Raw genomic sequence first — 12,829 nt, 5'->3', positions numbered from 1 at the left:
TCAACACCTTTTTTCATCTATTCAATGACTTCGATGACCTTCAAATAACGATTCAACGCATCTTTCCAATCCGGAAGACGGGTAAAGCCATGTTTGTCCAATTCCGTTTGATTCATTCTCGAATTGTGCGGACGTTTCGCCTTGGCTGGAAACTGACTCGAATCCACCGGAGTCACTTCCACATCCATGCCGGCTTGCTTGAAGATTTCCTTGGCAAAGTCGTACCAGGAAATAAAGTCGCCCGAATTGGTGGCGTGGTATGTTCCATACTCTTCCGTTTCAATCATATCCACAACGAGTCGAGCCAAATCATACGTGTAGGTCGGCAATCCGATTTGATCGTTGACTACGCTGACGGCGCCGCGCTCTTTACCTAACCGCAACATCGTCTTAATGAAGTTGTTGCCGTTTTTGCCAAAGACCCAGGCAATGCGAATAATGAAGTGCTTTGGATTTTCGATAACGTACTTCTCCCCTTCGCCTTTCGTAATGCCGTACACATTCAAAGGCTCAAATTCATCGTATTCGTTCCAAGGCGTTTCCCCTTCTCCATTGAATACGTAATCGGTCGAGAAATACATAATTGGAATATCCAGCTCTTTGCATACGTCGTTGATGTATTTTGTTCCCAACGCGTTGACTGCCCGCACTTTTTCAAAGAGTTCCGGCTCTTCTCCCTTGTCGACAGCCGTCCACGCCGCGCAATGCACAACCGCGTCGTAGTTTCCGGCTTTGATAACTTGTTCCACTTGTTCCTTGTTGGTGACGTCCATTTCATCAATGTCCACACCAACCGCTTCGATTCCGCGCTTTTCGGCTTCATTGACGACGTCAAAGCCAAGTTGTCCCTTGACGCCTGTTACTAAAATTTTCATTATTCGTCCACTCTTCCTTTATTCACATACATTTCCTGGAAGTAGTTTTGATAGTCGCCGGAAATGATATTTTCCCACCATTCCTTGTTGTCCAAATACCATTGGATCGTTTGCGGGATTCCCGTGTCAAACGTGTATTTTGGCTTCCATCCAAGCTCGGTTTCCAGTTTCGTCGGGTCGATCGCGTAACGCATATCGTGGCCTTTCCGGTCCGACACGTAAGTAATCAGGCTTTCCGGTTTATTCAACGCTTTCAAAACCGTTTTTACAACTTCCAGATTTGTCCGTTCGTTGTGTCCGCCCACATTGTACACTTCCCCATCTTTTCCTTTTCGGATAATCAAGTCGATGGCGACGCAGTGGTCGTACACATGCAGCCAGTCCCGCACGTTTTCACCCGTTCCGTAAACCGGAATTTTCTCATCGTTCAACGCGCGAGAAATGATCAGCGGAATCAGTTTTTCCGGGAAATGGTACGGACCATAGTTGTTCGAGCAACGGGAAATCGTCACTGGAAGACCATATGTTCTATGGTAAGCCTGCACGAACAAATCAGCCGCCGCCTTGGCCGAAGAGTATGGCGAGCTCGTATGCAATGGCGTGCTCTCCGTAAAGAACAAGTCCGGGCGATCCAAAGGAAGGTCGCCATACACTTCATCGGTGGAAACCTGATGGTAGCGCTTGATGCCATATTTCACACAGGCGTCCAGCAAGGTTGTTGTTCCAATCACGTTTGTGCGGACAAAAATCTCCGGATCATCAATGGAGCGGTCTACGTGGCTTTCAGCCGCGAAGTTGACAACCACATCCGGTTTTTCTTTTTCAAACAAGTCGAAAATGAAATCCCGGTCCGCGATGTCTCCTTTAATAAACTTGTAGTTTGGCTTGTCTTCCACCGGTTTACAGGTTTCCAAATTACCGGCGTATGTCAACGCATCCAAATTGATGATTTCATCTTCCGGATACTTGTTGACCATATAATGTACGAAATTTCCGCCGATAAATCCGGCGCCACCAGTTACTAAAATTTTCATATAGTTTTCCTCCTTTTAAACCAAAAATATACATTTACCAAATTTGTAAAATAACTAAACGATAAGATTGCCGGTAACCCTATTGAATAAAAATTGAGAGTCAACGGTTGTATGCCAGCAACAAATAGAAAATCTGAAAACCACGCAATAGCGAACGCATAAGCAAAACTTATTCCAAGAAAAATAAGACAACCTAATCCTAAAAAAACATTTACTGTCCCTATCGACTTTTCCTTAATTTGCTTGACTAATATTATCAAAAACAAAATTATACCAAGCATTACAGAAATAAACAGAAGTGTATTTATAATCGAATATACCATAAATACTATATTTATGAACCCTATCACCACTCCGCTTATTTCTTTCTTTGAATAATCGGTTAAATAAGAGATATGAGTTAAATTTCTTCCTGCTTCTGCTATTTCTCGAGGCTCTACTTCAGCCACCGCTCCTGCTCCTGATTCATAACCATTTAACTGAACTGCCCCAATATACTCCTGAACTATCAAAGGATTCAAATTTAATATTTCTTGGATAGACTTTCCTCCGGCAGAAGATAGCAATTGAATTCTTGAATCTTTTTGAAGCTCTCCTTTATCAAATGCATCTTTTATTTCCTCATTCACTTTGTTAAATAGCGCGTCTACTTCTCTTTCATTTGTCCAGCGACCTGTATCATTCAATGCGGTTCGCAATACCCAAGTTAAAAAATCTCCTTGAATAGGATGCTTTTCAATATCTTGGCTATACCAAGGCGTATGGGTAATCGATTCGTATAAATCGGGCATCTTCTGTAAAGTAGGAGAAGCATTCCATGCTTTATCTACGGCATCCTTTGGTGCCCACACTACATTATTCCGATCAGTAGACTCAATTTTATAAATAAGAGATACAAATTCACCCAGATTTCCACCATTTCGAGTCTCAACTTCCGAAACGCCAAAATAATAATTGTTCACACATTTATATATTCCGGTTATCCCGATAAAAACAAAAATCGGTATCCAGATAGTTAAAAGAATCATGGTGAACCGTTTTCCTCTTCTATTTTTTACAAATTTTATGATTTCTATAATCGTATTTACTAAAATCGCAAAGAGTAGACACGCTAATATCCACAATCCATCTTCCTTAATATAATATGTAAAAGAAAATAGCACTCCAAATATAATGGAAATAATTATATCCAAATAACTTATTTTGCTTTTTATGTTTTTCCATGTAATTATAAGCAAATAAGAAAAAAGCATAATAACAAATGGAGCTATAATTGCATTTCGATATAATCGAGTTCCTTGCCATAATTCAAACGCAGTTGGAAAGAATAATATATACGCAAAGGATACCCACCCAATTATCTTATTTTTATCAGATATTCGATAAAAAACAGATCCGAAATACAGTGCCGTACAACACCATACACAACTTAAAACAAAAGTATATGAAAGTCCACTTACTTTTACAAAACTCAGAAATAAAGGATAACTCATTGTTTTTAATAAGGAATCAATATTCGGTTCAAAAAAATGGGACGGCAGATAGGCATATCGAATCAAAAGTTGATCATCATAAACTTGACTGGCATAAAATTGATTCCCAACTTTTTCTCCAAGCCAAACTCGAAATATTAATAACAAAACCAATAATACCCAAGGAATTAACTTCGAAATATCTATTTTTCTCATATTACTTTTCAAAATACCACTTTCGGGTAACGTAATTGAAGACCATAACGACCGCTGTCGCAAACAGCTTCACAATCAAATAGCTGATTTGTATTTTATCCACACCAAGCCACATGATCAGCTGGTTGATTCCCAATCCAATGATACTAAACGTCACAAAGAAAATAAGATTTTGGGTTTGCGTTTTTCCGTTGTCGACATTGAACACCCATTTTACACTCATTACATAGTTGAAGATGACGGAAACAGTAAATGAGATCAGCGAGGACCATAAGTAGTAGATACCTAGAACTTCGGTGCAAAAAACCATAAGTCCATAATCAATGATGAACGCCAAAACCCCGACAATGCCAAATCGAAAAATTTGTTCAATCAGCTTTTTCATTTTCTCTTTGTCCTTATATAGAACATTTCAAAAATCTGTCTATTTTTCTTTACAATAACTTCCAGGATCAGTCCGCTCATAAACAGCAACAACGCGATGATTAATAAAAAGCCTGCCACGATCAGTGTCGGGAATCTTGGAACCAATCCTGTCGCAAAGTATTCATTGAATACAGGAATGAACATGCAAATCGAGATAATCAAAAAGATCAAGGCAAACAGACCAAAAAAGGCCATGGGCTTGTATTCTTTAAACAGACGGGCGATCGTTCCCAATACTTTCGCGCCATCGCTATACGTGTTCAGCTTCGATTCGCTGCCTTCCGGACGATCGCGGTAATTGGTCGGCACCTCGACCATTCGAAGATTGTGCGCGGCTGCATGAATCGTCATTTCGGTTTCGATTTCAAAGCCTTTGGATAAAACCGGGAACGTTTTCACAAATGTGTAACTAAACGCCCGGCTTCCCGTCATAATATCGGTCACATGCACATCGAACAACGTATTGATCAATCCGCGAACCATTCGGTTTCCCGTATTATGGAAGAGCCGCTTATTTTCGGTAAAGTATGTACTGGACAACCGGTCCCCAATGACCATTTCCGCTTCTCCACGCAAAATCATATCCGCCATTTCCGGCACGGGCGGATTCGTGTCGTCCCCGTCGGCCATAATATAGCAATCGGCGTCGATGTCCTTAAACATCGCCCGAATAACATTTCCCTTTCCTTGAGAATACTCTTTTTTCACGATCGCGCCGGCTTTTCTGGCGATCTCTCCTGTTCCATCGGTAGAATTGTTGTCGTAGACATAAATGTCGGCTGTAGGAAATGCCTCTTTATAATCTTTGATTACTTTTTCTACCGTAAGTGCTTCGTTATAACAAGGAAGAAGCACTGCGATTTTTTTATTTTCATTCGTCATTTTAATACCTCGCCTTAATAAATCAACTCTATGATTTCCTCATTTGACGCATCATCCGTATACAATTTCCTGGTTGAAATCCCATTCGTGTTTAATAGTTCCTCAACAGAAGCTTGTGGATTTGATACTAAATATTTAACATTCCACTTTTTTAAATCTTCTACATTTAGATTTAATACAATCGAATCCGGTGTCGACTGCACATAAGAAGTTGGATCTCCCGTCAATACAATCAACATATGCAAATACCGGTTATAAAAATCTTCATTTTCTTGCGATGGATCTATCAGCTCCCATTTTTCCATATCAGGATAAAAATTAACTGCATTCAATACCTTTACTCCATTCGCCAAAAGCAATTCCTGAGTATGCAATGAATTCGTAGTTAACCAATAAGCTTCCGGATCTTCCTCACGAATTTCAATGGCTTTCGTTATCAAAGTATGATTCGAAATGGATTGCGCACCAATTACGATTGGATTAACAAACATTCCCGATAAAATAATCCAGCTTCCAAAAATGGGAAAAAATAATCTTCTAAATTTAGTAAACACCAAAAATGCGCTTCCCCCCAGCACAAGTGGAACAAAATAGTAAAACCACATCCCTGTTTTTTCTAGAAATGAAGCATCTAGATAATTTAAATAACCCTTCAAATACAACAAGGTATATATTAAAGCCGCTAAAAGCCCAAATTGCCAACGAACTTTTTTTCGGCTTTCCCAAATCGCCTCCATAGACCAAAAAGAAAATAAAAGTGCGGTAAATCCATATACTAATGTCATCCGGTTCATATACGAAAATAAAGTTATCTTCGCTAACCACTCCGGGAATCCAATGAGCATAAAGAGGATTTCAATAACCAATATCACAAATAAGCAATTTCCAATAATCATTCGTCGGGAATTTTCCGTTTTCTTATTGATATACCATAAATAAGGGTAATAAATCATAAATAAGATTCCAAAATGATTAAAACAGCTAATTTCACATTGATTCAACCTTGACGGCGCAACAAATGGATTCAATATCATCGTCGGATCCGTAAATAAGTTAGCCAAGAAATAGTCTCCCCCTACACTTATCCGCTTTCCGGGATATACCGTATTGTTTAACAATCCAATGGCGTCTTTCGCTTGAATAAGAAATTGTCCCAGCACAATTCCAGCGCCTAAAATCACCACTCCAACTCGAATAAAATCACTTTTCTTCCATACGAAGCTCTCTTTATTTTGTATTAAACAACATATCAACAAAGACAGCATGATCAATCCGGTTGGCACTTGCAATGAAGGAAAAATAGAGATGACAAATCCAATCAAAGAGCAGATTGACAAAATAGTAAATAAAATTTTTTGCCATCTTTTTTGTCCCATAAAGAAATAATATCCAACCACAAACAAGGTGCTGGCCCAAAAGAAAACCTGATACATGTGTGGAGCAAACCACCACTGCAAGGCCGGACTAAACACCAAACAGATAGAGGCAAAACAAGAAAGATATTTATTCCTAGTTAAAATATGAAATAGCTCATATCCAACAAGAAGGAATAAAATAATTCTTGAACACCAATACCATGAAAGTCCTATTTCATTTCCAAATAAAATATATCCCCATATATCTGGTTTTCCTAAGAGTGTAAGTCCTATAACAGGACTATTGTACCCGATAATCATGTTTTGGCCTGAAAGTGACATATAATTAGAATTTAATTTAAAATCATTATATGTTTGCGAAAAGAAATATGGCACCTGAACATTGAATTCGTCTCCGCGAATAGGCCGCCCCTTTCCAAATATTTCCGTCATAACGTTCGGATCTTCTTTTCCAAAAATCGTATCATAAACCCCGATAGAGGATCCATTGAGTTTCACACTAACGCAAATAATAAAAACGAGTAAAGCTATCACATATCGATATTTAATAATAAAATCTAAAACGGTTTTTATTTCTTTTTCAAACCAAATCCTTAAAGTATTAATTAAAATCAAAAACGGTCCAATGAATAAAATCAGTTTTGAATTTTCTAAATAGTTAAAGACAATATAGGTAATAATTAGTATTCCTAAATCTCCTAATATAACATCCAATTCCTTGCGATGTTTATATATAAGACTCATTAACTATTCACTCCATACACAAACCGATTATCCGATTCTTCCAATGCAGGGCCGTTCTCGTCTTTCTCACTCAACACAGGCTCCAAGCCTTCCAGCAACGTGCCCCAATCCACATTCACCGTTGGATCGTCGTAGCGCATGCCGCCTTCCGATTCCTTGTTGTACACATTGTCCACCTTGTAACGGAACTCGACATTTGGGGTCAATGTCAAAAAGCCATGCGCGAAACCTTGCGGAATAAAGAACTGGCGATGGTTGTCCTCGGAAAGCTCCACACTCACCCACTGGCCAAACGTCGGGCTTCCTTTTCGAATGTCGACAGCCACGTCAATGACCCGTCCTTTCGTGCACGATACAAGCTTCGATTGCGCGTAAGGTGGATTTTGCCAATGCAAACCGCGCAGCGTGCCTTCCTGCGCGCTAAAAGACATGTTGTCTTGTACAAATTCAACGTCGATTCCCATCTTCTCGTATTTTGGCTTGGAATACGTTTCTGTAAAATATCCGCGATGATCCCCAAACACGTCCGTGTCGATGATCAATACGCCGGGAATTTTCGTTTCTGTGACTTTCATCTTTTCTTCCTCCTACTTAATATACTTGCGATCCATGATTTTTTTCAAATACGCGCCATACTGGTTTTTCTTATAGATCTCGTACGTTTTTCGCAACTGATCCAAGTCGATCCAGCCATTGTCGTACGCGATTTCCTCCAGACACGCGATCTTTCGGTGCTGGTGCTCTTCCAGCGTCTTCACAAAGTTGGTGGCGTCCACAAGCGATTCATGCGTTCCCGTGTCGAGCCAGGTGAATCCATCCCCCAGCAGCGTTACGTTCAACTCGCCGTTGTTCAAATAAATCTTATTCAAATCGGTAATTTCCAGTTCGCCGCGCGCGCTTGGCTTTAGATTTTTCGCGTAGTCCACAACTTTGTTGTCGTAAAAATACAAACCCGTCACCGCGTAATTCGATTTTGGCTGTGCCGGTTTTTCCTCCAGGGAAACCGCCTTGCCGTTGTCGTCAAACTCCACGACGCCAAAACGTTCCGGGTCTTCAACATAGTAGCCAAACACTGTCGCGCCTTTCTCGTTTTCAGCCGCCGCGCGTAGCCGTTTCGCCAAACCATGCCCATTGAAAATATTATCGCCCAAAATCATCGCGACGCTGTCGTCCCCAATAAACTCCTCGCCCAAAATAAACGCCTGGGCCAGACCATCCGGCGAAGGCTGCACCTTGTAGGAAAGATTGACGCCAAACTGGTGTCCGTCCCCTAACAGCTCTTCAAAGCGCGGCGTGTCCTCCGGTGTGGAGATGATCAAAATATCTTTGATACCAGCCTGCATTAAAATCGACATCGGGTAGTAAATCATCGGTTTATCGTAAATCGGAAGCAACTGTTTACTCGTCACTTTCGTCAAAGGATATAAGCGTGTTCCGGAACCTCCGGCCAAAATAATACCTTTCATCGTAAGATCTCCTTTTATTCAAGTATAAATATAAACCCTTACGTAACGTAAGGGTCAACTTATTCTATTCATTTTATTGATTTTTTATTTTGCGCGATAAACAAACAGGCCTCTTTTGTCACTGTGATTGAACCTTGATTTTCGATTTTTGTTCTCACAAATTCATAAAACTCATGCAGTCTTCCACTCAAAATCTCGTTTTGATTCCCATGACAGCTCACGATATAGTCAACGACTGGTTTTGCCTGATCAATAACCAATGTGTCGGTGTAATCAAAGCGCTCCACATCGTCAAAATAGCGAGATAAGATCTCTTTCCCGTTTTCCTTTCCAAACTGTTCCGGAAGAAACGTTGTCGACAAACGAATCCGGGAATCGAACTCCTGCGCCAGCTCGTTGATTTCCTTCATATGGCTCTTTCCGTATGTGCTGGCATAAAAAACGCCACTTTTTTTTAAAACTCTTGTGATTTCAGAAAGACCTAGGGGAAGATCGGATAAATAAAATAAAAGATGATTGGCGACCACCGCGTCGAAAAAATCCTTTTTAAACGGAATGTTTTGCGCATCCATTTGCATAAACGAGTACTCGTCGCTTAACCGCGACTTCGCGTCTTCCAGCATCCCTTCCGAAAGATCCGAAAGAAAAATTTCCCGATTTCGAAGATCCACCGCGTTTCCGATCCACAAGTCCCCGTTTCCGCATCCAAGTTCCAGAAGGCGGTTGATTTTTGAAAAGTCGATTTTCTGTCGCAGCCAGGAAAACCACTCAACAGGATTGGTCGAATATAAATGATGAAGCTGGATTCGCACCCGCAAATTTGTCGCGTTTCGATACTGTTCCACGATTTCTTCATCGCTTGATAAAAGATTTAATAAGTCGACCGTTTTTTTTAAGGACATGCCTTCATCCGCCACAATTTCAATGGCTTTTTTCAAAGTTTCTTTCAAAGAGGAAAAATATCGAATTTTTTGGTCGACCAAATTCACTTGCATTCGAAGCGTGTCAACCCATCCTTCGTCATTTTCCACCAGCATAATCGTAATCTCTTCCAAAGGAAACCCGAGCTTTTTAAGTAATATGATTTTTTGAAGGCGGAACAAATCGTCCTTCGAATAATTTCTATATCCATTTTTCTTGATTTTAGAAGGTTTCAATAACCCAATCTTATCGTAATAGCGCAAGGTCCGCTCGCTTACATTGGCTAGTTTCGCGAATTGTCCCGTGGTGAAGTATTCCATTTATTTTCCCTTTCCGAGCGCAAACACCAAATCATAAAGCCTTGCCTTCCATGGCTTTAGTTTTTTATAGTTCGGATCCCCGTTTTGAAGCAGCAGTTTCCAAAACTGCTTTTTTTCTAAGTACGCGCAATGATCTTTACAAAAATCACGCATTCCTACGTATTCTTTATGCGACTGAAAAAACTCAGGCGCGATTTGTTCCAAAGCGGTCAGCGACTCCACTCTTTCCTTCGCGAACTGGCAGCGGACCTTCAAATCGTTCATCCGGTTCCATTTCGCCCTCGCGCCTTTTTCCACTTCGCCAGCCATTCCAATCGTATTTTGCGCGTGAATGCGATACGCAAACAACGGATGGTCGTAATACACCATTCCGTTTTCTTTGGCCGCCAGCATATTGATCAGCCAGTCATGCGGAATCAAATCGGTAAAATGGTCCAAAAACAGTTTTCGGATTTTTTTTGTCATCACTAGCGCGCACCCTTGAAAATAATTATGATACGCGAATTCCTCCAGCGTCATCGGCGTAAGCGAGTCTTTTTCAACCTTCTTCAATAAAAAGTTATGATTCGAACGATTCGGATCTTCCTCGATCCGCAATGGATTTCCTTCCTGGTCAATCAAGTCAAAGCTGGAAGCGAGAACTTGAATATCCGCGTTGCCTTCCATGATTTTCATCATGGCTTCCACTTTCCCTTCATGCCATACATCGTCCTGATCGCTCAAGAAAATGTAGTCGCCGTTCGCCAGCGCAATCGCTTTTTCAAAATTGCGCTTATATCCTAAATTATTCGTATTCACATATACTTTGATATTCCAGTCCGGATGCTCTTGTTTGACATGGAGAATCATTGGAATCGTCTGATCTTGCGAATGGTCATCCACGACGATCAGCTCGTCCACGGGCCGGCTTTGATGAAAAATCGAATGAATTTGCTCCAACACAAACATCTCGCCATTGTACGTCGTCATCGCGACTGAAATCATAGTATCCCTCTTTTCCACAGCGCTTTCAATAAATGGACCCGCCACGCCAGCATTTGTAACACGGAAGCGTGATCCATACTCGATTCGTTTTCCTGATGGCGTCGATACGAAAGAAGCGGCCGATCCAAAATCTTGACCTTTCCTTTTTTTAACGCGACAAGTCCAATCCATTGATCGTGCATCGGCAAATCGTCGGGAAAAGGCAAAATCTCTTTTTTCAACCGCTTTCGAAACGCCATACAGCATCCCATAAACGAGTTTTTTAAAATATTTTTCCTGAAACTCGCCGTCGGGGGATGGATCTGGAAAAAAGAAGGATGAAGGACATGAAGCGAAGCGTCCGTCACTTCGCAATCATGCAGGACCAAATCGGCATCCTGCATTGCCGCGCAAACATGCTCTACTTTTTTAGGATCCCACAAGTCGTCTTGGTCACATAGAAAAACGATGTCGTTTTTCGTTTGCCGAATCGCGTTTTCAAAGTTTTTAATCAATCCTTTTCCCGGACCGGAAATCCATCGAATTCTCTGGTCGCCAAACGCCTCGATGCGCTCAATCGTACGATCGTTTGAAGGATCCACGGAAATCACGATCTCATCCTCGGGTCCAAGCTGTGAAAGAATGGACTGGATTTGCGCCTGAATATATTTTTCCCCGTTATACGCCGCCATCGCGACCGAAACGCTTTCTTTTACTGAAGCCATATGTTCCAATCTTTCGTATGCCGGAAAATACTCGCTTTGTGGCGCAAAATGACATACTCGCAATACAGCCGTTCCTTAAACGAGCCCTTATAAAATTCATGAATGTCTCTTTTAAACACATGAAAACGTTTCAAGGCTTTTTTTCCATCGGTTTCATACGCGGAAAACGTTTGCTGGAGCAAGGTGTCTAAAATTTGGATTCGCGCGTTTCTTTTTCGCATCGAGCGAATAAAATCATGATCCACATGATCCAAAAACAAGTCCTCGTTGTACCGGTAATCTGAAAATAAAGACAAACGAATGACCATACCGCTATTAATGCCGCAAATTTCTTCATTGGAAAGTTTCCATGGCTCTTTGGCGCGATGCAAATACACATCTTGCATCAGCGAAGGGGACAAATACCCTTGCTCCGGATGCCCGTCCGTAATCAACGGCAAATAAATATCCGCGTTGTTTTCCCGGATCGCTTTTCGAACGCAGGAAAAATAGTCATCGGGAATCGTCGTGTCGTCGTCAAACAACATCACGAAACCTTCCATGACCGGATTTTCCTCCTGAATGAAATCCAGCGCCCGGTTGTACGCTTTGGAAAGCCCGCGATTGCCATGCATGGACAAATAGACGTTTCCGTCGTTTTGCACTTTCTTCTGGTCAATCGTCGGCTTTGTGCTATTGTCGCAAACAATCGTAACGATATCCTTCTGCCGGGTCAACGCCTGATACGAAGGCGAAGTTTCCAATGGTTTATTGTAATCGACTAAAATCGCATATATGGGAATCATATTGTCACTTTCACACTCCTGTCCCTGTCACAATCCTGTGCTTTTTAATGTATTCGCAAACGAGCCGCCCCGAAAGAACTCCTGATAAACCTTGCGGCAGTTTTCCCGCTGTTCGAACTGCTCGGACAATGGCGTGCTACAAACCCGCTGCGCCACCGCGTCCAAGTTTTCGCGGTCGATGTTGAAGCCGATTTGAAACTCTTCCACCAGCCGCGCGGTATCGGCTGGAATCGTATTGATAATCGGCACCCCGCCACACCAGTAGTCGAGCGATTTCATCGTCAATCCCACCACAACGCTTTCTTTCATAATGTTGAGGGCGTAATTGCATTGATCGAAAATAGCTTGTTTCTTTTCCTGTTCAAACACCTTTTTATGGTCGATCACAGGCACATGCGCTTCCTCCAGTTTCTGCACCAGCACCGCTTTGGATTCGCCCTCGCCGATAATATGCAAAAAGGAAGGCTTGTATTGGTTGCAATGGGTCAGGAAATCCACAATAAAATCAATGTCGATAATGTTGTTAATGGAACCCAAATACACAAAATGGACTTCCTCTTCGCTAATCAAATCCGCAAACGAGCATGGCAGCTCCGGACGCGCCCAATACAGCGTTTTAAATTT

The 12,829-nt window shown here is 41.6% G+C and carries 13 protein-coding genes; all 13 read right to left on the bottom strand.

Annotated features, from left to right (window positions below):
* Positions 1-17: 17 nt before the first annotated feature.
* On the bottom strand, positions 18-875 hold the full coding sequence (gene rfbD / locus ABNS49_RS10475; RefSeq protein WP_135979407.1) for a dTDP-4-dehydrorhamnose reductase: 858 nt from the start codon (positions 873-875) through the stop codon (positions 18-20).
* Positions 875-1,909, bottom strand: coding sequence for a dTDP-glucose 4,6-dehydratase (gene rfbB, locus ABNS49_RS10470; protein ID WP_135979408.1), 1,035 nt, complete (start codon positions 1,907-1,909; stop codon positions 875-877). The genes rfbD and rfbB overlap by 1 nt, the downstream gene beginning before the upstream one ends.
* Positions 1,906-3,597 carry a hypothetical protein gene (locus tag ABNS49_RS10465; protein ID WP_135979409.1) on the bottom strand — a complete coding sequence of 564 codons (1,692 nt, stop codon included), beginning with the start codon at positions 3,595-3,597 and terminating at the stop codon, positions 1,906-1,908. Before ABNS49_RS10465 ends, rfbB begins: the two co-directional genes overlap by 4 nt.
* Position 3,598: 1 nt before the next feature.
* Complete coding sequence (locus ABNS49_RS10460; protein ID WP_135979410.1) at positions 3,599-3,982, bottom strand: GtrA family protein; 384 nt, start codon at positions 3,980-3,982, stop codon at positions 3,599-3,601.
* Positions 3,979-4,905: a glycosyltransferase family 2 protein gene (locus ABNS49_RS10455; RefSeq protein ID WP_135979411.1), complete on the bottom strand. Its 927-nt coding sequence runs from the start codon at positions 4,903-4,905 to the stop codon at positions 3,979-3,981. Before ABNS49_RS10455 ends, ABNS49_RS10460 begins: the two co-directional genes overlap by 4 nt.
* Positions 4,906-4,919: 14 nt before the next feature.
* A complete protein-coding gene (locus ABNS49_RS10450; RefSeq protein WP_135979412.1) occupies positions 4,920-7,025 on the bottom strand; it encodes a hypothetical protein in 2,106 nt (701 codons plus the stop codon).
* On the bottom strand, positions 7,025-7,600 hold the full coding sequence (gene rfbC / locus ABNS49_RS10445) for a dTDP-4-dehydrorhamnose 3,5-epimerase (protein ID WP_135979413.1): 576 nt from the start codon (positions 7,598-7,600) through the stop codon (positions 7,025-7,027). Before rfbC ends, ABNS49_RS10450 begins: the two co-directional genes overlap by 1 nt.
* 12 nt (positions 7,601-7,612) lie before the next feature.
* Entirely contained in the window at positions 7,613-8,491 is an 879-nt protein-coding gene (gene rfbA / locus ABNS49_RS10440) for a glucose-1-phosphate thymidylyltransferase RfbA (protein WP_135979414.1), read from the bottom strand.
* A 68-nt stretch (positions 8,492-8,559) separates the two neighbouring features.
* Positions 8,560-9,732 (bottom strand): MerR family transcriptional regulator, encoded by a 1,173-nt coding sequence (locus ABNS49_RS10435; protein WP_289108488.1) that lies wholly within the window; start codon positions 9,730-9,732, stop codon positions 8,560-8,562.
* On the bottom strand, positions 9,733-10,716 hold the full coding sequence (locus ABNS49_RS10430; protein WP_168353514.1) for a glycosyltransferase: 984 nt from the start codon (positions 10,714-10,716) through the stop codon (positions 9,733-9,735).
* The gene (locus ABNS49_RS10425; protein ID WP_135979417.1) at positions 10,713-11,420 is read right to left on the bottom strand and encodes a glycosyltransferase family 2 protein; all 708 of its coding nucleotides are present in this window, start codon (positions 11,418-11,420) and stop codon (positions 10,713-10,715) included. The genes ABNS49_RS10430 and ABNS49_RS10425 overlap by 4 nt, the downstream gene beginning before the upstream one ends.
* Positions 11,408-12,205 (bottom strand): glycosyltransferase, encoded by a 798-nt coding sequence (locus ABNS49_RS10420; RefSeq protein ID WP_135979418.1) that lies wholly within the window; start codon positions 12,203-12,205, stop codon positions 11,408-11,410. Before ABNS49_RS10420 ends, ABNS49_RS10425 begins: the two co-directional genes overlap by 13 nt.
* A gap of 27 nt (positions 12,206-12,232) precedes the next feature.
* Positions 12,233-12,829: hypothetical protein (locus ABNS49_RS10415; protein ID WP_348688180.1), on the bottom strand; the 597-nt coding region annotated here is incomplete at its 5' end.

It is taken from the genome of uncultured Dubosiella sp., assembly GCF_964018005.1.
GTDB lineage: Bacteria > Bacillota_I > Bacilli_A > Erysipelotrichales > Erysipelotrichaceae > Dubosiella > Dubosiella muris.
This window is presented reverse-complemented; position numbering and strand designations above follow the sequence as displayed.

Bases quoted from the DNA above. Each gene is read 5' to 3' on its own strand.
- rfbD (WP_135979407.1), bottom strand. From the start codon at position 875: ATGAAAATTTTAGTAACAGGCGTCAAGGGACAACTTGGCTTTGACGTC.
- rfbB (WP_135979408.1), bottom strand. From the start codon at position 1,909: ATGAAAATTTTAGTAACTGGTGGCGCCGGATTTATCGGCGGAAATTTC.
- ABNS49_RS10465 (WP_135979409.1), bottom strand. From the start codon at position 3,597: ATGAGAAAAATAGATATTTCGAAGTTAATTCCTTGGGTATTATTGGTT.
- ABNS49_RS10460 (WP_135979410.1), bottom strand. From the start codon at position 3,982: ATGAAAAAGCTGATTGAACAAATTTTTCGATTTGGCATTGTCGGGGTT.
- ABNS49_RS10455 (WP_135979411.1), bottom strand. From the start codon at position 4,905: ATGACGAATGAAAATAAAAAAATCGCAGTGCTTCTTCCTTGTTATAAC.
- ABNS49_RS10450 (WP_135979412.1), bottom strand. From the start codon at position 7,025: ATGAGTCTTATATATAAACATCGCAAGGAATTGGATGTTATATTAGGA.
- rfbC (WP_135979413.1), bottom strand. From the start codon at position 7,600: ATGAAAGTCACAGAAACGAAAATTCCCGGCGTATTGATCATCGACACG.
- rfbA (WP_135979414.1), bottom strand. From the start codon at position 8,491: ATGAAAGGTATTATTTTGGCCGGAGGTTCCGGAACACGCTTATATCCT.
- ABNS49_RS10435 (WP_289108488.1), bottom strand. From the start codon at position 9,732: ATGGAATACTTCACCACGGGACAATTCGCGAAACTAGCCAATGTAAGC.
- ABNS49_RS10430 (WP_168353514.1), bottom strand. From the start codon at position 10,716: ATGATTTCAGTCGCGATGACGACGTACAATGGCGAGATGTTTGTGTTG.
- ABNS49_RS10425 (WP_135979417.1), bottom strand. From the start codon at position 11,420: ATGGCTTCAGTAAAAGAAAGCGTTTCGGTCGCGATGGCGGCGTATAAC.
- ABNS49_RS10420 (WP_135979418.1), bottom strand. From the start codon at position 12,205: ATGATTCCCATATATGCGATTTTAGTCGATTACAATAAACCATTGGAA.